Here is a 21498-nt window from a genome sequence, read left to right as displayed (position 1 = left end):
CGGCGATACTTAGCCTGTTCAATAAATCTGTTGATTCGTTCTTTTTGCAATTGAAGGCCGGGGCCGCCGACGCCTCGGAAGCAAGCCATTCAAATGACGCGCCTGCCGATTCGGATATGGTGTTTCCCTCGGCAGCGCTTGCTGATTTGGCGAGCTGCCGCTGCAATTGCGATCACGGCTACCGTCACGCTGGCTCTGATGGGCGGGGCGTATGCGGCCTGTTCGCCGGCGGCCGACAATAGCCCCAATCCGCCGCCAGGCACGACCATTACATGCTCGGGCGTGACGACCGATCAGAACGGGACCAACGGTTACGGGACGGGCAACCAGACCGGCATTGTCATCAATGTCGATAGCGGTGCCTCTGTCACCGGAAGCGTGAATAGCGGAATTAATATCGGCAACGCTACGGTCAGCAATTCGGGAAGCATCACAGGCGCAACGAACGGTGTCTTCTCTCAAAATGACGTCACCGTCACCAACAACACCGGCGCCACCATCACCGGCACTGTCCTATCCGGCATCGGCTCGAACAACGGCAGTGTGACTGTCGTCAACTCCGGCACGATCACGGGCAACGCAAACGTTGGCGTATTCGCCTTCGTCAACGCCACGGTTACCAACAATGCGGGCGCCACCATCGCCGGCGATCTCGGCGTCAATTCCGGCTATTCCGCTGTCGGAAATGTCACCAATGCCGGCAATATCATCGGCACCTCTTACGGTTTCATTGCCTACGGCACGGGGGTCGTCTCCAACGCTGCGGGCGGTCTGATTTCCGGCGGGATAAGCGGTGTCCAGGCCAACCAATTGTTGAATGTCACCAATGCCGGCACGATTACCGGTACGACCAGCTATGGCCTGGAGGTGACCGGCAATATGGACGTCACCAACGCCGCCGCCGGGACGATTACCGGCGCAACGGCTGCCATCCGCGCCAACAGCGGATCGATTTCGGTAACGAATTTCGGCACCATCTCGAGCCCCACCGGCTTTGCCGCCTCTGCGAATGCCAATCTGACAATAACGAACGGTGTCACTGGAAGCATTACCGGCGGCATGGCTGCCAATTTGGGCTTTGCTCACGTTACCAATCACGGGACCATTTCCGGTCTCAACAATATCGCCATCTTTGCCTTCACCGACGTCAATGTAACCAACGGCGTTGGCGGGCAGATCACGAGCCTGATCAACAACGGAATCTATGCCAGCAATGGCGTCGCAACCGTCGTCAATTCCGGAACCCTAAGTGCCGGCGGCTTTGGCTACGCCATTCGCGCCGAGACGAGTGCGGTGGTGACCAACAATGCCGGCGCGCAGATCAGTGGCGGCGACACCGGCGTCCGCGCCAGCCTCGGATCCGTCTCAGTCATCAACTACGGCTCCATTTCCGGCCTTGCGGGCAACGGCATCTATGCGAGCACGGGTGGGTCGGACGTGTTCAATGCGGGGACCATCACTGGAGGAACGGCCGCGATCCAGTTCGCCGGTAGCGGCAACGTTCTCACGCTCGCGCCGGGATCGGTGATATCGGGCAACGTGCTCGGTGGGGGCAGTGATACGTTCCAACTCGGGGGCAGCGGTGCGGCGACCTTCGATGTCAGCACGTTGGGTGCGGCGGCCCAGTATCGGGGGTTCACGACCTTCAACAAGGTCGACGATTCAGTCTGGACGCTGACTGGCACCGGCTCCTTCTCCGGTGATGTCAATGTCGGCGGCGGGGCGCTGATCGTGAACGGCAACATCGCATCGGCCAGCAATCTCGTTGTCAATGCCGGCGGCACGTTGGGCGGCAACGGCATCGTCGGCAATACCGTCATCAACGGCGGCATTCTGTCTCCAGGCAACTCGGTCGGCACCATCAACGTTCAGCGCAGCCTCGTCTTCACGGCCGCCTCGACCTACCTTGTGCAGGTGTCATCGGCGGCTTCCGACCTCACCAATGTGACGGGGGCGGCGACGTTGGCCGGGACGGTTCGGGTTGCGCTCGCCAACGGCACCCTTCGGTTCAATTCGCCCTATACCATCCTGACCGCGGGGGCGCTGAACGGTTCGCGCTTTGATTCGGTGGCGACGCCGACGGGAATTTCCGGTTCGCTGACCTATTCGGGCGGCACGGTGCAGCTTGTTCTGGCCTCGGGCCTTGGGGAGATTGCCGGCCTCAACATCAACCAGCAGGCCGTCGCCACCGCGCTCGACATGGCGTTCAATTCCTTCGGCAACGTTCCTTCGGCGTTTGGCGGTATCTTCGCCGGCAATGTCCCGGCGAACCTGACACAGGCCTCGGGCGAGCTGGCGACAGGTTCGCAGCAGACAACATTCGACGCGATGAACCTCTTCGTCAATTTGCTGGCCGATCCGTTTACCGCTGGCCGCGACGGGACCGCACCGACGCCCGTTTCATTTGGGAAAGAGGGAGCAGCCGATAGCTATGCCGGCGGTCGCCGCCGGCCCGGTGCCGAGCGTGACGCCTACGCCATGATCGCCAAGACGCCGAGCGCGATCGATTTCGGCCAGCGCTGGAGCGTGTGGGGCGCGGGCTATGGGGGCTCGCAGACCACCGACGGCAATGCCGTACAGGGATCGAACACGTCCACCAGCCGCATCGCTGGCACGGCCGTCGGCGCCGATTATCGGATCTCTCCATTCACCCAGGTCGGGTTCGCCTTGGCCGGCGGCGGTACCAACTTCGTCGTCGCCAACGGTCTCGGTTCGGGACGCTCCGACCTGTTCCAGGCCGGTGCATTCGTTCGTCATACGGCCGGCTCCGCGTACGTCTCCGGCGCCCTGGCCTATGGCTGGCAGGATATCACGACGAACCGGACGGTCACGATTGCGGGCAGTGACCAGTTGCGTGCGCAGTTCAACGCCAATGCGTGGGCGGGGCGTATCGAGGGCGGCTATCGCCTCATCACCCCATGGGCCGGCATCGGCCTTACGCCCTATGCCGCCGCGCAATTCGCGACCTTCGAGCTGCCGGGCTATGCCGAACGGGCCATCGTCGGTGCCAACACCTTTGCGCTGGCCTATGCGGCCAAGACCGCTACCTCGCCGCGCTCCGAATTGGGATTCCGCACCGACCGATCGTTGGCATTGCCGGGAGCGATCCTCACCCTGCGCAGCCGCTTCGGCTGGGCACATGACTACAATATCGATCGCGGCATCGCCGCCACTTTCCAGGCGTTGCCGGGCGCATCCTTCGTCGTCGGCGGTGCATCGCCTGCGCGAGACGCGGCGCTCACCTCGGCAACCGCCGAGGTGAATTGGCTGAACGGTTTCTCGCTCGCCGGGACCTTTGAGGGTGAGTTCTCGAACGTCACCACAAGCTACTCCGGAAAGGGCGTGGTGCGCTATGCCTGGTAGGAAGCGCTCGTCCGCGTTGTAGAGACGCGACGTAGAGAAATGGCGCGAGCGGCGCCTTGCCCGCCGGTAGCAGGCCCCAAACGCAAATGCCCGGGACATCGAGCGCGAAGACGCGCTTCGCGCTCTCGCCCGGGCATGTCGTCGTGGAGCCTGTGCGCGTCCGCTACGCGGTCACTTCTTGACCAGCGGGCACTCGCTGGCTTCGAGCGGCTTGGCGGCGTCTTCCGGCGCGATGGTGGCCACCAGCTTGTAGTAATCCCATGGGCCCTTCGACTCTTCCGGCTTCTTCACCTCGAAGAGATAGGCCGGGATGAGGCGGCGGCCGTCGGCGCGCAGCGGGCCCTTGCCGAACAGCGGATCGTCGGTCGGCAGCTCCTTCATCTTGGCGACGACCTTGGCGCCGTCATGCGGATTGCCGCCGAGCGCGTCCATTGCCTTCAGGTAGTGCAGGATTTCCGCATAGAGGCCCGCTACCGTCATCGAGGGCATCGAGCCCTTGGGCGACACTTTCTGGAAGCGCTTCGACCATTCGCGGGTCTGATCGTTGAGGTCCCAGTAGAAGGACTCGGTGAAGGTCAGCCCCTGTGCCGTTTTCAGGCCCAGCGAATGCACGTCGTTGATGAACAGCAGCAGCGCGGCGAGCTTCTGGCCGCCGGCCACGATGCCGAACTCAGCCGCCTGCTTGATCGCGTTGGTGGTGTCGCCGCCGGCGTTGGCAAGGCCGATGACCTTGGCCTTCGACGACTGCGCCTGCAGCAGGAAGGAGGAGAAGTCGGAGGAGTTGAGCGGATGCTTGACGCCGCCGAGCACCTTGCCGCCGGTGGCCGTGACCACGGCGCTGGTGTCACGCTCCAGCGCGTGGCCGAAGGCGTAGTCCGCGGTCAGGAAGAACCAGCTGTCGCCGCCGGCTTTGGTCAGGGCCTTGCCGGTGCCGTTGGCGAGCATGTAGGTGTCGTAGGTGAAGGAGACGGTGTTGGGCGTGCAGGCCTTGCCGGTGAGGTCGGCCGTGGCGGCGCCCGAATTGAGCAGCACCGAATTCTTATCCTTGACGAGGTTGCTCACCGCGAGTGCAACGCCGGAGCTCGGCGTGTCGGCGATGGCGTCGACCTTGTCGGCATCGATCCATTGCCGGGCGATGTTGACGCCGATGTCGGGCTTGTTCTGGTGATCACCCGAGAGGACATCGATGGTCCAGCCCTTGGCCTTCAGGCCGGAATCTTCGACCGCCATTTTCACCGCGGCGACCGAGTTCGGGCCGCCGATGTCGGCATAGAGGCTCGACATGTCGTTCAAGACGCCGATCTTGACGGTCTTGTCTTGCGCGAAAGCGGATGTGGAAAAACCGAAGGCGGCACAGGCCAGAAGGGCCGCGGAGCGGCGCGCGAATGTCGTCATAATAGATTCCCTCCATTGTCAAACATGCGGACGGCTCTCTTGCGGAGCCTTGGTCCGGCTGATGGCTCTACCGTGTCCCACGGCCGGCGGCAATGCGCCTAAAGCCGGATGACGCTGCGTCGTTACGTCATCCGTCGGTTAACTTTTGGGCAAAATGCGTTGAGGCGCTATTTGAGCGCGTCCGACGTCAGCTTGAATTTCTGGATGCGCTTTCCGGTATCGACCTCGGCGGTATAGACGTTACCCTTGGCGTCGATCGCCATGGCGTGCACCCAGTGGAATTGACCGGCATTGCGGCCGTTGCGCCCGAAGCTGCCGACCACGCTGCCGTCGTCGCGCCTGATCACCCTGATCTCGTTGTTCTCGCCGTCGGCGCTGAGCAGCCAGGTCTGCTTTGGATCGGGCCAGATCGCGATGTCCCACACCGCGCCGTTGCCGAGCGTGTTCTTCTCGAAGAAGAACTCCTTCACGAAGGTGCCGTCCTTCCTGAATACCTGGATGCGGTTGTTGATGCGGTCGCAGACATAGACGAGCCCGTCATTGGCGAGCTTCACGCAATGGACGGGATTGCCGAATTGCTGCGCAACCGGCGCCTTGGGGTCGTAGGGACCTTGCTTGTCGTCGTTGGGCTTGTTGCCGTAGGCGCCCCAGTGCCGCTTGTAGGCGAGCGTCGTCGCGTCGAAGACGATGACGCGGCGGTTGCCATAGCCGTCGGCGACGTAGATCTCGTTCGCCGCCTTGTCGATCGCGGTCTCCGCGGGCTTGCCGAGTTGCGTGGTGTCGTTGCTGCCGAGGCTCGGCGCGATCTTGCCGATCTGGGCGACGAACTTGCCGTCGAGCGTGAACTTCAAAATGGCGTTGTCATTGTCGGCGTTGCCGCCGACCCAGACGAAGCCGCGCTCGTCGACCTCGATGCCGTGCTCGCGGCCGACCCATTCGTAGCCTTCGCCCAAGCCGCCCCAGGACCGCAGCAGGTTGCCGTCGGTGTCGAATTCGAGCACGGGCGGCGCCGAGACGCAGCATTTCGAGCGCGGCGGATTGAGGCTTGCGCCTTTCTCGTCATCGGTGAGCGAGCGCGGGCGATGGATCACCCAGATATGGCCCTGCCAGTCGACCGTGATGCCGCCGACCTGGCCGAGGATCCAGTTGTTCGGCAGCGGCTTTGGCCAGGCGGGATCGACGGCGAAGGTCGGGACATCGCCGGCGGTCGCAACGCCCGGAAGCGCAAATGTGAGTGCCGCGATCAGGATGGAGAAGGCGTGAGAGACGCGTGCGAGCGCACGGTCAACGCGTCCGCGATCATGCGATGGTGCCATCGCAACCTCCCTTTTTTTGGCCTGCGGCTTGCTGCCGCTTGAGCACGGGCAGTCAATCGCGGGGAGGAGGCCAAGTCAATTGGCCAAGCCAATCAGGTCAATCAGGCCGGCGGGCGGAAGCTCATCAAGGTTCGCGTCTTGTAGTCGTAGAACTTGCCGGTCTCGGTCCAATCAGGCGCGCACATCGGCACGATGAATTCGGCGACCTGCTCGGCGGTGTCGAGCGTCGCGGGATCCTCGCCCGGCATCAAGGTGGCGCGCATGCGGGTGCGGACCGGGCCGGGGTTGAACAGGTTGACACGAAGAGGCGTGTTCGCGGTCTCCTGCGCCCAGGCGCGCGCCAGCGTTTCCAGCGCGGCCTTGGAGGCGGCGTAGGGGCTGACATAGGCGGTCGCCTTGTTGGCGGCGCCCGAGGTGATGAACACGGCGCGGCCGGCATCGGACTGCTTCAGCAGCGGCTCCATGCAGCGGATGAGCTGGAAGTTGGCGGAGACGTTGACGGCCATGACGTCGTTGAAGGCCTTCAGCTCGATATGGCCAATTGGCGAGGAGGGGCCGAGCACGCCGGCATTGCCGACGAGGATGTCGAGCTTGCCGTAGCGCTCGTGCAGGCCTGCGCCCAGCCGCGCGATGCCGTCGGAATCGGTGAGGTTGAGCGGTACCAGCGTGGCGCTGCCGCCCTCTTTCCGGATCTCGTCGTCGAGCTCTTCCAGCCCGCCCTGCGTGCGCGCCACCGCGACGATGTGTGCGCCGGCCTTCGCCAGCGCCTTGGCCGTGGCGAAGCCGATGCCACGCGAGGCGCCGGTGACGAGAGCGATGCGGTCGGCGAGGGGATTTGTCATGGCGGGGTTTTACAGCCGTGGATGGCCGGGACAAGCCCCCCGCATCCCCGTCATTCCGGGGCGCGCGTAGCGCGAACCCGGAATCTCGAGATCCCGGGTTCGGTCCTTACGGACCGCCCCGGGATGACGGCTTCGCCGTCAGCTCGCCTCCGCCAGCAGCGACAATTGCCGGGGCTGCTGCTCGGTCTGGGTCTGGTCGGTGAGGTGGGTCGGATACGCCCCGGTGAAGCAGTGATCCGAGAACTTCGGATTGGCCGGGTCGCGGCCGGGCTCGCCCATGGCGCGGTACATGCCGTCGATCGACAGGAAGGCGAGCGAGTCGGCGCCAATGATCTCCCGCATTTCCTCCAGCGAATGCGTTGCGGCCAGCAGGCCGCCGCGGTCCGGCAGGTCGATGCCGTAATAATCGGGATAGAGGATCGGCGGCGAGGCGAGGCGGAAATGCACTTCCTTCGCGCCTGCATCGCGCATCATGCGCACGATCTTCTTCGAGGTGGTGCCGCGCACCAGCGAGTCGTCGATCAGGATGATGCGCTTGCCTTCGATCGCGGCGCGGTTGGCCGAATGCTTCATGCGCACGCCGGATTCGCGGATTGCCTGCGTCGGCTGGATGAAGGTGCGGCCGACATAGTGGTTGCGGATGATGCCGAGCTCGAACGGCACGCCGGAATGCTGGCTGTAGCCGACAGCGGCGGGCACGCCGGAATCCGGCACCGGCACGACGACGTCGATCGGCACGTGGCTCTCGCGCGCGAGCTGCGCACCAAAGGCCTTGCGCACCTCGTAGACCGAGCGGCCGTGGACGATGGAATCCGGACGGGAGAAATAGATGTATTCGAAGATGCAGGGACGCGGCGCCATCGGCGGGAACGGCTTGTGGATGTCCTGGCCGTTCTCGTCGAACACGATGACTTCGCCCGGCTCGATGTCGCGGATGAAGCGCGCGCCGATGATGTCGAGCGCGCAGGTCTCCGACGTCAGGATCGGGCAGCCATCGAGCTCACCGAGCACCAGGGGGCGGATGCCGCGCGGGTCGCGCGCGCCGACCAGCTTCTTGTTGGTCAGCGAGACCAGCGCATAGGCGCCCTCGATCTCGCGCAGCGCGTCGATATAGCGCTCGATGAAGCGGCTGCGCCGGGAGCGCGCGACGAGGTGCAGGATCACCTCGGTGTCGGTGGTCGACTGCATCATCGCGCCGTTCCTCACGAGCTCGCGGCGCAGCGTCAGGCCGTTGGTGAGGTTGCCGTTATGGGCGACCGCAAGGCCGCCGGCGTTGAGTTCGGCGAACAGCGGCTGCACGTTGCGCAGGATGGTCGCGCCGGTGGTGGAGTAGCGGACATGGCCGACCGCCATGTTGCCGGGCAGGCGGTCGATCACCTCGCGGCGGGAGAAAGTGTCGCCGACGAGGCCGAGGCGGCGTTCGCTGTGAAAGCGGCTGCCGTCATAGGAGACGATGCCGGCGGCTTCCTGGCCGCGGTGCTGAAGGGCGTGGAGGCCGAGGGCGGTGATGGCGGCGGCGTCGGGGTGGCCGTAGATGCCGAATACGCCGCATTCCTCGCGGAGCGTATCCCCCTCCAGATCGTCCTGAAGCTCTAGCGCGGCCGGGCTCAAACCGGCTTTTGGATCGAGATCAAGTTGGGCGTCCTGGTCAGGGTGTCGCATCTCGTCCGCGCCTCTCTTTAGGGCCTAATCAACGCGCCGCAGGTTTCTCGATCAGCTTTTTCAGGCTGTCACGAGCAGGTTTACTGTATCCGTCGCCACTGCCCGAAGGCTGCTGCTCGGAATCAGCTTGATCATCATCTGGTTTGTTTTTCTTGAATCTCTTCAAGATGGTGTTCTCGGGGTCGTCCGGCAAGAGCGCCATCAGCCAATCGCCGGTTCCCTGGAGCACCACGCGGGATTTCGCCCCCGTAACCCAGTCCGGGCGCTGCTTGTCCGGCACCAGCCAGGTGAAGAACAGGAAGGCGACCACGACGATCAAAAGGCCGCGAGCCAGCCCGAACAGGAAGCCGAGGGTGCGGTCCAGCGCGCCGATCCGCGAATCCAGGATCATGTCGGAGATCCGGACGGTGATCACGGAGACCACGACCAGGGTACCGACGAACACGCCGGCGACCACGACCACACTCGCGACCGTGTCGTTGTTGAAATAGGTCTTTGCGGTCGGCAGCAGCTTGGAGAAGGAGTACAGCGTCACGATCGCCGCCGCGCCCCAGGCTGCGATCGACAGGATTTCGCGCATGAAGCCGCGGACCATCGCAAGCAGGCCCGAGATCAGCATCACACCGAGCAGGATCAGGTCGAGGAGTGTTACTGGCATCGGCTGGTCTGGTCCGCTCGTACTTCAAAGGTGCTCAGCGAATCGGTGTTTGGCCGCCGTCCTAAAAGAGGGGCAGACGGCGTTCCCGGCAAGGCCGCAACCACGCAATCCCATGCTGCTTTTGTGACGGCTGTATAGCGGCGGGGGCCGGGGACGTCACCTCCGGCTACCCCTCTCCGCGGCGGAATCTTGCCGGTGTGGCATTTTTCTCTGCCGATCCGCCGGATTCGCCCCGACGGGAGCCGCGGGCGGCGATCTCGGCCACCAAAGTCGTCAGGCTGTTCACCGCATTGAGCGACAGTCCGGCGTCGCCGCCGGCTTCGCCCCGGGCCGATTCGGGCAGCACGGCGCGCTGGAAGCCGAGTTTTGCCGCTTCCTTCAGCCGGGCCGGGGTCTGCGCCACCGGACGGACCACGCCTGAGAGCGAAATCTCGCCGAAATAGACTGCATCCGTGGGTAACTGCGCATTAACCAGGGACGAAACCAGTGCCGCCGCCGCGGCGAGGTCGGCCGCCGGCTCGTGGATGCGCAAGCCGCCGGCGACGTTCAGATAGACGTCATGGCCGGACAGCTTGACCCCGCAATGGGCTTCCAGCACCGCCAGCACCATCGAGAGGCGGCTCGGATCCCAGCCGACCACGGCCCGGCGCGGGGTGCCGAGCGAGGTTGGTGCGACCAGTGCCTGCAATTCGACCAGGACCGGCCTTGTGCCCTCGATGCCCGCAAACACCGCGGTGCCCGGCGTGCCGAGATCGCGCTCCGACAGGAACAGTTCGGAGGGATTGGTGACCTCGCGCAGACCAAGGCCGGTCATCTCGAACACGCCGATCTCGTCGGTTGGCCCGAAGCGGTTCTTGACGGCGCGCAGGATGCGGAATTGCTGCGAGCCTTCGCCCTCGAACGACATCACGGCATCGACCATGTGCTCGACCACGCGGGGGCCTGCGATCTGGCCGTCCTTGGTGACGTGGCCGACCAGGATGATGGCGGCGCCGGTTTTCTTGGCGAAACGGATCAACGCCTGCGCCGAAGCGCGCACCTGCGTGACGGTGCCGGGCGCGGATTCCACGGTGTCGGTCCACATGGTCTGGATCGAGTCGATCACGATCAAGCGGGGAACCGCGCCCTCCGACAGCGTCGAGACGATGTCCTCGACCGAGGTCTCGGCCGCAAGTTGCACCGGCGCGTCCGACAGGCCGAGCCGCTCGGCACGCAGCCGCACCTGGGCGATGGCTTCTTCGCCGGAGATGTAGACGATCCGATGCCCGGCGCGCGCCATCAGACTGGTCGCCTGCGTCAGCAGTGTCGATTTGCCGATGCCCGGATCGCCGCCGACGAGGAGCACCGAGCCGCGGACGAAGCCGCCGCCGGTGACGCGGTCGAGCTCGGTCATCCCCGAGGACAGGCGCGGCGCGTCCGGGCTCTTGCCGGCAAGGCTCTCCAGCGCAAAGGTCCGGCCCTTGCGCTTGGAGCGGATCGAGACCGGCACGCTGCCGCTCGTGTCCTCCTCGGCGAGCGTATTCCACTCGCCGCAGGACTCGCACTTGCCCTGCCAGCGGTTATAGGCCGCGCCGCAGTTCTGGCAGACGAAGGAAAGCGTGTTCTTGGCCATGGGGACAGTTGAGTCGGGGGTCTTGATGTCAGCTGATAGCACGGAATGGCGGGCCGCGAGGCCGATCGCCCGCGCGCCCAATATCGCAATTCAACGCAACCAGTACACCCTTTGTTAGTTCTAGGCCCCAGCGCCGCACCGGGCTTTGCCAAATGTTAGCGGACGACGGTCCAGTTTCGGAACCAGTACGGGGTGACGAGACCAATGACGATATTTTTGCGGATATTGCTCGCCGTGGGCATGGCCTGCGGCGTCCTGGCGCCTGCCGGCCGTGTCGTCGCGGCTGACGCCAAATCCCTCAACATCGTCTTCGTGAATCCCGGCAAGACCGGCGAGGTCTATTGGGACATGGTCGCGCAGACCATGCAGGCCGCCGGCCGCAAGCTTGATGCGCATGTCGAGGTGCTGACCAGCGAGCGCAACTACCGCACCATGCAGGAACTGGGGTTCGGCGTCGTGGCACGTCCCGACAAGCCCGACTTCCTCATTCTCTCGAACGAGGAATCCGCCGCCGTTCCGATCCTGGAAGCGGCCGAGGTCGCGGGCGTCAAGACACTGCTGCTCTCGAACACGCTGATCGGCGAGGATGCGGCGCGGCTCGGACCGCCGCGCCAGACGCTCAAGACCTGGCTCGGCGACATCACGACCGATCTTCAGACCGCGGGCGCGCGGATGGCGAATGCGCTGATCAGCGCGGCGCGTGCCGAGAAATGGCAGAGCCCGGACGGCAAGATCCACATTCTCGGCATCGGTGGCGACGAGATCACGCCCGCCTCGATCGCGCGCAACGCCGGGCTCCAGCTTGCGGTGGCGGCCGCGCCCGACGTGGTGGTGGACCGGATGCTGTTCGCCAACTGGACGCAGTCGGAGGCCGAGCAGGTCACGGCGAATTATCTGAGCTGGGCCGCGCGCAAGGAGATTCGGCCCGCCGGCATCTGGGCCGGAAACGATCCGATGGCGCTCGGCGCGCTTCGCGCGGCGACCGCTGCCGGCCTCATGCCCGGTCGGAATATTCAGGTGGTCGGCCTCAACTGGTCGGAGGATGCACTGCGCGAGATCAGGGCCGGCCGTCTGCTCCTGACCGACGGCGGCCACTTCCTGCTCGGCGGCTGGTCGATCGTCCTGCTCCGCGACTACGCCGATGGCTGCGATTTCGCGGCCACATCGCCCCGCGTCGAGGCCAAGACATCCGCGATCACCCGCGACAATCTCGCTGCGGTCGGAGACCTCATCAAGACGCGCGCCTTCGATCGGATCGATTTCGCGCGTTTCAGGGCGAGGGCAGGGCGCTGCGGCCAGTACGATTTCTCCGTCGATGCGCTGATTTCTTCGCTGACGCTGCCGGAAGGCATCGCTGACTGATGCGGAACGGTGACGACATGACCGATCCGGATCGCAAGCAGCAAGCGGCGGCGCCGTCGCGCTCGCGCTCGGTGGTCCGCGCGATGATCTGGGCCACCGTGCCGGTGCTGCTGGTGGTGCAGTTGCTCGCCTCCGCCGGCGTCGAGGCATCCAGCTTCTGGTCGCAGATCAGGCAGCTCGACGCGCGCATTGCCCGCACGGCCGAGAGCCGCGCCGAGCTGATCGCCGAGCCGCTCTGGAAGATGCGTTACGACCAGGTCACGAACGTGCTCAATGAGATCATGCACGACGAGACCATCGCGGCGGCGGCCGTCTATGACGACACCGGCGCTGCAATCGCCCGCGTGGTGGCGCGCCCCTCCGGGCAGGCGGTCGCGGAGGTGTCGCGTCCGATCAACTACAGCAACGGCAACATGGCCGTGCAGGCCGGCCGCATCGCGATCGCCTATTCCTACGCGACAGTCTACGCCGACACGGGCAGCCGTCTGATGCGGCTGCTGATCGTTGGCCTGCTCGCAACGCTTGCGACCGTGGTCGCAATGCGGATATCGGCGAACATCTTCATCGGCAAGCCGCTTGACGCAATCATGTCGGCGATCCAGCGCAGCAAGCGGGATGGTCGCGCCTATCCGGCGGACATCACATCGTCGAACGAATTCGGCCAGCTCGCGCACGCCTTCAACGCGATGCAGCACACGACGTCAGGTGCGCTCGACCGGCTCGGGCACATGGCGTCGCACGACCCGCTTACGAGCCTGCCCAATCGGCGCTCGCTGTCCGAGCGCCTGGTGACCTTGAGCGGCGATGCAGGCTCGCCGGATTCCCTGATCGCCTTCTGCTTCATCGATCTGGACGACTTCAAGGGCATCAACGACACTTTCGGTCATGATGCCGGCGACAAGTTCCTGGTCCACATTTCCGGGCGTCTCCGCGAGGCGGTCGAGCCGCAGGATTGGGTGGCGCGGCTCGGCGGCGACGAATTCGTCGTGATCCGCCCCGAAGTCAGCAACGAAGCGACCGCGCAGGCCTTCGCGCGCCATCTGCTGGCCGCGATTTCCGAGCCGATCCGGCTTCACGACAAGCAGGTCGTGCCGCGGGCCAGCATCGGTCTTGCCGTGCGCCGCGCCGACGATCCCGAGCTATCGCACCTGCCGGCGCTCGCCGACATCGCGCTCTACCATGCCAAGACCAAGGCGCCCGGCACCGTCGCGGTGCTGAACGAGGCGCTCCAGCGCGACTACCGCCGTCGCAGGGAGCTCGAGCTTGCCATTCCCACAGGCTTCGCCGAGGGCCAGTTCGAGGTCTGGTATCAAAGCCAGGTCGACCTCGACAGCCAGGGCGTCGTCGGCCTGGAGGCGCTCATTCGTTGGCGCCACCCTGAATATGGCGTGATCGGTCCCGGCGAATTCCTGTCACTGATCGAGCGCAGCGGCAACAATGCACGGCTGACGCGCTATGTGCTGACCGATGCCTGCCGCGCGCTGCGACATCTGGCTGCCGCCGGCAGGCCGGATATCCGGATCGCGATCAACCTGCCGCCGTCCGAGCTCGCCGACCATTCGCTTGCCGCCGAGCTGCGCGAGACCTGCCAGCGCTTCGGCGTCGCGGCATCGTCGCTCGAGCTCGAGATCACCGAGGGTTCGCTGATCAACAACATCGCCAGCGCGTCCGAGACGTTGCACCGCCTGCGGCGCCTCGGCGCCACCATCGCGCTCGACGATTTCGGCACGGGCTACAGCTCGCTCGCCCATCTCAGGCGTTTCCCACTCGACAAGGTCAAGATCGACAAGGCCTTCATCAGCGAGATTCCGGACAGCGCGGAAGACAAGGCGATCGTTGGCGTCATCGCCTCGCTCGCCGGCACGCTGGGGCTGACGCTTGTCGCGGAAGGCATCGAGCGGCCCGAGCAAGCTGACGCCATGCGCGAGATGGGTGTGATGCTCGGGCAGGGTTATCACTATCATCGGCCGCAACCGCTCGCGGCCGTGCTGCAATGGCTCGAGGGACAGGCGGCTGGGAGCCGCGTCGTCACCGACAGCCCGTCGATCGCGCCCGAATTTGCCGCCTGAGCGCTGTGCGGCTACGGCTGTGTCGCGTTCCAGAACATCGAGAGCCCGGCTGCGATCATGATCGCGTCCATCAGCAGGCGGAACATCTCGGGCTTCAGATGCAGCACGAAACGCTTTGCGATGAAGGCGCCGGCCATCAATGACGATCCTGCGATCAGACCTTTGATGAACACATCGCTCGTCAGTGCGCCGAAGCGCTCGAAGGTCACGGACTTCGCGAAGTAGAGGCCGAGCGAGGCGGCCGCCTCGGTGGCGAGGAATGCGCCCTTGGAGAGGCCGTAGAACAGGAACAGCGGCACGCTGAGCGGCCCGGTCGAGACCACGATGCCGGTGAGATAGCCGATGACGGCGCCGCCGATCGCAAGATGCCAGAGATTGGCCTTGAGGTCGTGCCGCGCCAGCCAGTGCCGGACCGGCACCATTGCGATCAGGAAGATGCCGATGGCAAGATCGACGGTGTGGGAGGGGAGCGCGAGCAGCGTGCGCGCGCCAAGCGCTGCGGCCGGAACACCCGTCACCGAATAGGCCGCGCAGGCCCGCCAGTCGACCTCGCGCCACCAGGCCAGGATCCGCGAGAAATTCGCCATGACGGAGGCGACCGCCATGATCGGCACGGCTTCCTTCGGCCCATAGGCGTAGACCAGCACCGGCATCAGCATGATCGACGAGCCGGTGCCGACGATGCCTGAGATGGTGCCGGCGACGAGGCCGACGGTGAGGACGAAGAGGAAGGCCAAGGGCGGGGCTCCGGGAATCGGACGAATGTAGCCCGTGGCCGGCAACCGTGCCCAGCCGCATCGACATCGCCTCTTGGTTAATCGGCGGTGTCGCAGGAACCGCCAATCCGACCCGCTCGGCGGCCTGGTCCTTAGAATTTGAAGCGTATTGATCGGAGCGCTCGCCTAGAGAATTTGAGGTCCGCGATGCCGGATCACCATTCCTTCTCCGCGCTCGACCGCCATGCCGTGCTCAGCGGGTCCGACAACGGTTTTCCCTGGTACGCCGGCGCGATGCTCGCGGTCGAAGCGAGTAAAGTGGTGCGGCTGCGCTGCGAGAAGCTCAGCCAGGGCGATGAGGCCGCCGGGCAGGAGGCCGTGCTGATGGTGAGCGAGAAGATCGCTGCAGCCTTCGAGGCCGCCGCGGGCCTGCTTGCGGGGGCAACGCCGGCCGCCATCGTCCGGCGCTATCGTGAGCATGTGGCCGCGAATGCCAGGCGCCTCTCCGTGAACGAGACTCCATGAGGGAATTGCGCTGCTGACAGCATGTTGGCAGCAGGGGCCGGCTACGACCATCTCCTGACAAAACGGAGAGGTGGTCATGTCGATCGAGGCGAGCTGTCATTGCGGTGAAACGGTGTTCGAGGTGACGGAGGCGCCCTCCAGCGTGACGCGCTGCACCTGTTCGCTCTGCGCCAAGCGCGGCTCGCTGTGGGCCTATTACAAGCCGGCGCAGTTTCGTCTGCTGTCGCCGCCGGAAAACGTCACGACCTATCTCTGGGGCAGCCGCACCGTCAAACACCATTTCTGTGCGAGCTGCGGCTGCGGCACCTATTCGGAGTCGCCGGACTGGTCGACCGGCAAGCCTGACTTCGACAACCCCAAGGTCGCGGTGAACGCGCGCCTGTTCGACGATTTCGACCTCGACGCGGTACCGGTGAACATGATCGACGGCAAGAATTTGTGGTGAGGATGCCGCCTCCCGTCCTCTTGAGGCTGGCGGAGAAAGCTGATCTGTTTCCGGCCTCGGTGAGAAGAAAAGGCGAGGAAACCCATGATGCGTCTTTTGACGCGAGCGATGCTCGCAATGTGTCTGGGAGTTGTAGTCAGCTTCAACGCGGCGCAGGCGCAGACCAGGCCGAAGGTCACGACGCTCGGACCTGACTTCCCCAAGGCGGCGCTGTTCGTCGGGAACAGCTTCTTCTATTACAACAACGGCATGCCCTGGCATCTCTCCTTCATGGAGCGGGCTGCGGATGCGGCCAACAAGGCGGCGTATCGCAACACCATGGTCACGATCGGCGGCTCCGGCCTCGACTGGCACGACATGGACAATCTGCTGCGGCCGGGCGGCATCGGCGCCTACTCCTTCGACGAGCAGAACGTCGTGGTCTTCAACAAGCCCGGCAGGCAGTTCGAAGCGGTTGTGATGATGGATTGCAGCCAGTGCCCAATCCATCCGCAATTGAAAGACGCCTTCGTCGCCTTCGCGAAGAAGGACAGCGAGATCGTCCGCGCCCACGACATGCGGCCGGTGCTGTTCATGTCCTGGGCCTACGCCGACAAGCCGGAGATGACGGAAGGACTGGCCGAGGCCTATACGCTCGCCGGCAATGCCAATGATGCGCTCGTCATTCCCGCGGGTCTTGCGTTTGCGCGCGTCCGCAAGCTTCAGCCCGAGCTCAATCTCTATGCGCCGGACAAGCGGCATCCGAGTCCGGCCGGCACGTATCTGGCGGCCTGCACGACGCTCGCCGCGCTGACAGGTCGCACGCCGGTCGGCAATTCCTACACGATAGGGCTGGATCCGGAGACGGCGCAACTGTTGCAAAAGGCGGCGTGGGACACGGTGCAGGAGTATTACGGGCTCTGATCTAGCGCAGGACGATCCAGGCCGGCGCGTGATCGCTTGCGCCGTCCTCGCCGCGCACCTTCTTGTCGACGCCGGCCTTGGCCAGGCGTGAAATAAGGGCAGGGCTGAGCAGCAGATGATCGAGCCGCAGGCCGGCATCGCGCGGCCAGCGGTTCCGCTTATAGTCCCAGAAAGTGTAGATGCGCTTGTCCGGATGAAGCTCGCGGATCGCGTCGCCCCAGCCTTGCGCGACGAGCGAGGCAAATGCCGCGCGGCTCTTCGGCTGGATCAGCGCATCCTTGTCCCAGGACCTCGTCGGATAAATGTCGATCGCCGTCGGCGCCACGTTGTAGTCGCCGGCGAGCACCACGGGCAGATCCTGCTTGATGAAGGTCTTGGCGTGGCGCTTCAGGCGCGCGAACCAGTCAAGCTTGTAGTCGAATTTCGGCCCCGGCTGGGGGTTGCCGTTGGGCAGGTAGATGCTGGTGACGATGATGCCGCGCACGGCGGCCTCGATGTAGCGCGCCTCGTGATCGTCGCTGCCGCCGGGCAGGCGGTCGCGGGTGAGAATGGGCTCGGCATCGCGGGCGAGGATGGCAACGCCGTTCCAGGTTTTTTGTCCACGCCATACTGCGCCGTAGCCGGCCTTTTCGATGGCTGCCGCCGGAAATTCGCCATCACTTGCCTTCAATTCCTGGAGCGCGACGACATCTGGCTTTGCCGCGCGCATCCATGCCAGCAGATTGGGCAGGCGGCGGTTGATGTTGTTGATGTTGAATGTCGCGATCTTCATGTAGAGCTAGCGGCTCCTGCCTTCCGTCACCGGAGATACAATGTCCAAGTTGAACTTTGCTGCTCTCGTCGTCGTGGCCGCGATCTCCGGAGCGGCTTCGGCACAATCGTCCGATCCACGCGGCGCGTGCAAGGCGGATTACGACAAGTTCTGTGCCGGCATTGCGCCGGGCGGCGGCATCGTCGCCTGCCTCAACGGCAAGCGCGACCAGCTCAGCGCGACCTGCAAGGCGGCGCTGGACAACAGGAAGAAGAAGTAGGCGGCTGACGGCTTAGCTCGGCAGCGGCGGCGGGCTCGCCGGCTGCTCGACCGGCGGCGGAGAGGACGGCTGCTCGGCTGCCGGCTTTGCCAGCGGCTCCACCACATTGCCGCCCTTGTAGACGCGGGCATAGCGGTGGCCGAGGCTGGTCAGCACCTCATAGCCGATCGTGCCGAAATGATGCGCGAGCTCGTCGACGGTGATGCCTTCGCCGATCAGCGTCACCAGGTGGCCGCGCCGTGCCGCGTTCGGCGGCAGATCGGTGATGTCGATCGCGATCAGGTCCATGGAGACGCGGCCTGCAACCGGGCAGCGTTTGCCGGCAACGATCACCTCTGCGCCGCGCGTGCCGTCGTTTGAACTGGCGGCGCGGAAATAGCCGTCGGCATAGCCGACCGCGATGATTGCAAGCTTGGTCGGCCGGCGCGCGGTCCAGGTGCCGCCATAGCCGACGCTCTCGCCGCGCTCGACATTGCGAATCTGCACGATGCGCGCCTTGAGGTCGACCACCGGCTGCATCGGATTATCGGCCTCCGGCGTCGGGTTGACGCCGTAGAGCGCGGCGCCCGGCCGCACCAGGTCGAACTGGAACGGCGCCCCGAGGAAGATTCCGGACGAATTGGCGAGCGCCGCCGGCACGCCGGAGAATTCGCTGGCGATGCCGCGGAAGGAAGCGAGCTGTTTGGCATTGACGGGGCTGTTGAGCTGCTCGGCCGAGACCAGATGGCTCATCACCAGCGTGATGCCGTGGTCGCCGGCATTGATGCGGGGGATGATGGCCTGTGCTTCCGCAAGCGTCAGCCCGAGCCGGTTCATGCCGGTGTCGATGTGAACAGCGGCGCCTCCGTTCCAGCCGGTGCGGCGGCAGAACACGTCCCATTCGGCGAGCTCGTTGAGATCGCCGATCACCGGACGGCAATTGATCTGGGCGTAGTGCTCGCCGGTGTTCTGGAAATAGCCGCCGAGCACGTAGATGGTCGGCTCCGGTACGGCGGCGCGCACCTTGCGCGCCTCCTCGATGGTGGCGACGAAGAAGGTCTTGCAGCCGGCCTTGTGGAGGGCACGCGCGACCTGCGCGGCGCCGCAGCCATAGGCATCGGCCTTGATCACCGCCGCGCATTCGGCCGGCACCGCCGTCTTCTCGAGCTTGCGCCAGTTGGCAATGATGGCGTCGAGGTCGACGGTGAGCACGCCGCCGAAGGCAGCGAGCGCGGCGGCATGGTTGGCCTCCGCTGAGAGAAGGCCGGATTGCGGGTTCATTTTCGGGTCGGACGCCATTGTCATGGCGCCGTTTTACGCAAGAGGCAGGTCTGGTTCAAGGAACTCAGTAGTCGTTGCTGTTGCGAGCCGGCATCTGGCTGTCGGGCGCGAGGTCACCGAACCGCGTGACGGAGGCTTCGAACGCCAGATCGACGGTGCCTGTCGGGCCGTGGCGCTGCTTGCCGATGATGACCTCGGCTTTTCCGTGCGCAAGACTCATGTCAAGCTGCCACTTCTCGTGTTCAGGCGTGCCCGGGCGGGGCTCCTTCATCGCGAGGTAATATTCCTCGCGGTACACGAATAGGACGACGTCGGCGTCCTGCTCGATCGATCCGGATTCACGCAAGTCGGAGAGCTGCGGCCGCTTGTCGTCGCGGGATTCGACCTGGCGTGAGAGCTGGGACAGCGCGATCACGGGAACGTTGAGCTCCTTGGCGAGCGCCTTCAGGCTGGTCGTGATCTCAGTGATTTCCTGCACGCGGCTGTCGCTGGCGCGCTTGCCCGAGCCGGACAGCAGCTGGATGTAGTCGATCACGAGCAGGTCGAGGCCCTTCTGACGCTTCAGGCGGCGCGCGCGCGCCATCAGCTGCGCGATCGACAGGCCTCCAGTCGCGTCGACATAGAAAGGAAGCGATTGCAGCTCGATCGAGACCTCCCGGATCTTCTCGAAATCGGCTTCCGAGATGCCGCCGCGGCGGATGTGGGAGGAGGGAACGCCGGTGCGCTCGGCCACGATACGCGTGGCGAGCTGGTCGGCCGACATTTCGCAGGAGAAGAAGCCGATTACGCCGCCATTGGCGGCCTTCGTGGTGCCGTCGGCCTGGAGTTCCGGAACGTAGGCGCGTGCGACATTGTAGGCGATGTTGGTCGCCAGTGACGTCTTGCCCATGCCGGGACGTCCCGCGACGATGATGAGATCGGAGTGCTGCAGGCCGCCCATCTTGGTGTCGAGGTCGCGCATACCCGTCGAGATGCCCGACAGCTTTCCGTCGCGCTGGAACGCCTTTGCCGCGAGATCGACCGCGACCGCCAACGCCTGCGAGAATTTCTGGAAGCCGCCGTCATAGCGCCCGGACTCGGCGAGTTCGTACAGCTTTCGCTCGGCGTCCTCGATCTGCGCGCGCGGCTGGAAATCGACCGGGGCGTCATAGGCGACATTGACCATGTCCTCGCCGATGCCGATCAGGTCGCGCCTGAGCGACAGGTCGTAGACGGTGCGGCCGTAGTCCTGGGCGTTGATGATGGTGGTCGCTTCGGCAGCGAGGCGCGCCAGATATTGCCCGATGGTCATGCCCCCGACGTCGGTATCGGCGGGCAGGAACGTCTTCAGCGTGACGGGCGTGGCGATCTTGCCCATCCGGATCAGGCTGCCGGCGGTGTCGAAGATGGTCTGGTGCAGCGGCTCGAAGAAATGCTTCGCCTCCAGGAAGTCGGAGACGCGGTAGAAGGCATCGTTGTTGACCAGGATGGCGCCCAGAAGGCTCTGTTCCGCCTCGATATTGTGCGGCGCGCTCCGATAGGTCGGAGTTCCTGCGTCAGGCGCGAGTTTGAGAACGTTCGAATCAGTCAGGGCCATGGTCGGACGTGCTTAGCAATTTTCTTGGGCGGATGCGGGGCCGGGATAAAGCGCCGCCTGCGCCCAAAGCGGAAGCAAAAGCTCGCCGCTATCAACCGCTCAGTTAAAATGGTGGATGATTAGCAGCCGCAGCATGCGCCGCGCTTGACGGATTTTTGCGGAACTCCCCCCGGCCTGGAAGCGGCCGCGACTGTGCCGCGGAAAAATACTGAAACAGTGAACCTAATGGATTGGGGTGCAGACGTATGAAGAGCGCGCGAAATGACGCGCGCTGGCCGCTTTCGGCTCGGGCTCAGACCAGCAGGAGGTAGACCAGTGCAACCAGGGCCGCCCCGACGCCGGTAGCGATCAGGGCGTAATCGGTGCGGAGGTCGTCCTGCACGTCGAATGAGGTTTGGGTCTCTTTGCTCATGGCGACGGTCTAAGCCAGGCCCGACCAGACTTATGTGAAGCAGATCACATCTCCCCGGATTCTTTCGGGGGTAGAGCCGGAACGGACGGGCGGACAGGGGATTGTCCCCGGTAACCCGCCATCAGGGGGACGAGGCAAGCGATGCGGCCAGAACGGCAGCACGGGATATGGCGAAGCGAGGCAGGCAGCCGGCTCTGGCTGTCCGGGCTGATCGCGGCCATGCAGCATGCCGAGCGCCCCGAAGTCCGCCGCCAGCCGGTCGCGCCCGAGATCCTGGCGGAACTGCGGGCGCAGTTGGCGTTAACGGCGTCTTTCCGCTCTTCTCCGATTTCAACCTCGCGCCACTAGCCT

At 64.9% G+C, this 21498-nt stretch carries 18 protein-coding genes; 8 read left to right on the top strand and 10 right to left on the bottom strand.

The window, feature by feature from the left end:
* Window positions 1-93 precede the first annotated feature (93 nt).
* Window positions 94-3363 carry an autotransporter outer membrane beta-barrel domain-containing protein gene (locus AB5K84_RS26850; RefSeq protein WP_244441989.1) on the top strand — a complete coding sequence of 1090 codons (3270 nt, stop codon included), beginning with the start codon at window positions 94-96 and terminating at the stop codon, window positions 3361-3363.
* 171 nt (window positions 3364-3534) lie between these two features.
* Here AB5K84_RS26850 and AB5K84_RS26845 read toward each other — a convergent pair whose 3' ends face one another.
* From AB5K84_RS26845 to radA, 6 genes are all read right to left on the bottom strand, one after another.
* Entirely contained in the window at window positions 3535-4761 is a 1227-nt protein-coding gene (locus AB5K84_RS26845) for an ABC transporter substrate-binding protein (protein ID WP_028171062.1), read from the bottom strand.
* Between the two features lie 164 nt (window positions 4762-4925).
* On the bottom strand, window positions 4926-6074 hold the full coding sequence (locus AB5K84_RS26840; RefSeq protein WP_011086834.1) for a hypothetical protein: 1149 nt from the start codon (window positions 6072-6074) through the stop codon (window positions 4926-4928).
* A 101-nt stretch (window positions 6075-6175) separates the two neighbouring features.
* Window positions 6176-6916: an SDR family NAD(P)-dependent oxidoreductase gene (locus AB5K84_RS26835; RefSeq protein ID WP_011086835.1), complete on the bottom strand. Its 741-nt coding sequence runs from the start codon at window positions 6914-6916 to the stop codon at window positions 6176-6178.
* A 138-nt stretch (window positions 6917-7054) separates the two neighbouring features.
* Window positions 7055-8578, bottom strand: coding sequence for an amidophosphoribosyltransferase (purF, locus tag AB5K84_RS26830; RefSeq protein ID WP_011086836.1), 1524 nt, complete (start codon window positions 8576-8578; stop codon window positions 7055-7057).
* 28 nt (window positions 8579-8606) lie between these two features.
* Window positions 8607-9236 (bottom strand): CvpA family protein, encoded by a 630-nt coding sequence (locus AB5K84_RS26825; protein ID WP_011086837.1) that lies wholly within the window; start codon window positions 9234-9236, stop codon window positions 8607-8609.
* A gap of 166 nt (window positions 9237-9402) precedes the next feature.
* On the bottom strand, window positions 9403-10848 hold the full coding sequence (gene radA / locus AB5K84_RS26820) for a DNA repair protein RadA (RefSeq protein WP_011086838.1): 1446 nt from the start codon (window positions 10846-10848) through the stop codon (window positions 9403-9405).
* Between the two features lie 204 nt (window positions 10849-11052).
* Between radA and AB5K84_RS26815 the strand changes: the two genes are divergently transcribed.
* Both AB5K84_RS26815 and AB5K84_RS26810 read left to right on the top strand, forming a co-directional pair.
* On the top strand, window positions 11053-12210 hold the full coding sequence (locus tag AB5K84_RS26815; RefSeq protein ID WP_038967546.1) for an ABC transporter substrate-binding protein: 1158 nt from the start codon (window positions 11053-11055) through the stop codon (window positions 12208-12210).
* The gene (locus tag AB5K84_RS26810) at window positions 12210-14279 is read left to right on the top strand and encodes a putative bifunctional diguanylate cyclase/phosphodiesterase (RefSeq protein WP_011086840.1); all 2070 of its coding nucleotides are present in this window, start codon (window positions 12210-12212) and stop codon (window positions 14277-14279) included. Before AB5K84_RS26815 ends, AB5K84_RS26810 begins: the two co-directional genes overlap by 1 nt.
* Before the next feature lie 11 nt (window positions 14280-14290).
* Here the strand turns inward: AB5K84_RS26810 and AB5K84_RS26805 are convergent, their stop codons facing one another.
* Complete coding sequence (locus AB5K84_RS26805) at window positions 14291-15016, bottom strand: sulfite exporter TauE/SafE family protein (protein WP_028171067.1); 726 nt, start codon at window positions 15014-15016, stop codon at window positions 14291-14293.
* 186 nt (window positions 15017-15202) lie between these two features.
* On the opposite strand from AB5K84_RS26805, the gene AB5K84_RS26800 reads away from it, so the two are divergent.
* The 3 genes from AB5K84_RS26800 (at window position 15203) to AB5K84_RS26790 (ending at window position 16868) form a co-directional block, all read left to right on the top strand.
* Window positions 15203-15520 carry a hypothetical protein gene (locus AB5K84_RS26800; protein ID WP_011086842.1) on the top strand — a complete coding sequence of 106 codons (318 nt, stop codon included), beginning with the start codon at window positions 15203-15205 and terminating at the stop codon, window positions 15518-15520.
* A gap of 76 nt (window positions 15521-15596) precedes the next feature.
* The gene (locus AB5K84_RS26795; RefSeq protein ID WP_038967545.1) at window positions 15597-15965 is read left to right on the top strand and encodes a GFA family protein; all 369 of its coding nucleotides are present in this window, start codon (window positions 15597-15599) and stop codon (window positions 15963-15965) included.
* 84 nt (window positions 15966-16049) lie between these two features.
* On the top strand, window positions 16050-16868 hold the full coding sequence (locus tag AB5K84_RS26790) for a DUF4886 domain-containing protein (RefSeq protein WP_011086844.1): 819 nt from the start codon (window positions 16050-16052) through the stop codon (window positions 16866-16868).
* A 1-nt stretch (window position 16869) separates the two neighbouring features.
* Here AB5K84_RS26790 and AB5K84_RS26785 read toward each other — a convergent pair whose 3' ends face one another.
* Entirely contained in the window at window positions 16870-17640 is a 771-nt protein-coding gene (locus AB5K84_RS26785) for an exodeoxyribonuclease III (protein ID WP_011086845.1), read from the bottom strand.
* A gap of 40 nt (window positions 17641-17680) precedes the next feature.
* Between AB5K84_RS26785 and AB5K84_RS26780 the strand changes: the two genes are divergently transcribed.
* Window positions 17681-17899: a hypothetical protein gene (locus tag AB5K84_RS26780; RefSeq protein WP_028171072.1), complete on the top strand. Its 219-nt coding sequence runs from the start codon at window positions 17681-17683 to the stop codon at window positions 17897-17899.
* Between the two features lie 12 nt (window positions 17900-17911).
* On the opposite strand, the gene alr is transcribed toward AB5K84_RS26780, so the two are convergent.
* Both alr and AB5K84_RS26770 read right to left on the bottom strand, forming a co-directional pair.
* The gene (gene alr, locus AB5K84_RS26775; protein WP_038967543.1) at window positions 17912-19177 is read right to left on the bottom strand and encodes an alanine racemase; all 1266 of its coding nucleotides are present in this window, start codon (window positions 19175-19177) and stop codon (window positions 17912-17914) included.
* A gap of 46 nt (window positions 19178-19223) precedes the next feature.
* Window positions 19224-20735, bottom strand: coding sequence for a replicative DNA helicase (locus AB5K84_RS26770; protein ID WP_011086847.1), 1512 nt, complete (start codon window positions 20733-20735; stop codon window positions 19224-19226).
* Between the two features lie 553 nt (window positions 20736-21288).
* Between AB5K84_RS26770 and AB5K84_RS26765 the strand changes: the two genes are divergently transcribed.
* Entirely contained in the window at window positions 21289-21495 is a 207-nt protein-coding gene (locus AB5K84_RS26765; protein WP_082756721.1) for a transcriptional regulator, read from the top strand.
* The last annotated feature ends 3 nt before the right edge of the window (window positions 21496-21498 follow it).

Source organism: Bradyrhizobium sp. 1200_D9_N1_1 (genome assembly GCF_052075915.1).
GTDB lineage: Bacteria > Pseudomonadota > Alphaproteobacteria > Rhizobiales > Xanthobacteraceae > Bradyrhizobium > Bradyrhizobium diazoefficiens.
This window is presented reverse-complemented; position numbering and strand designations above follow the sequence as displayed.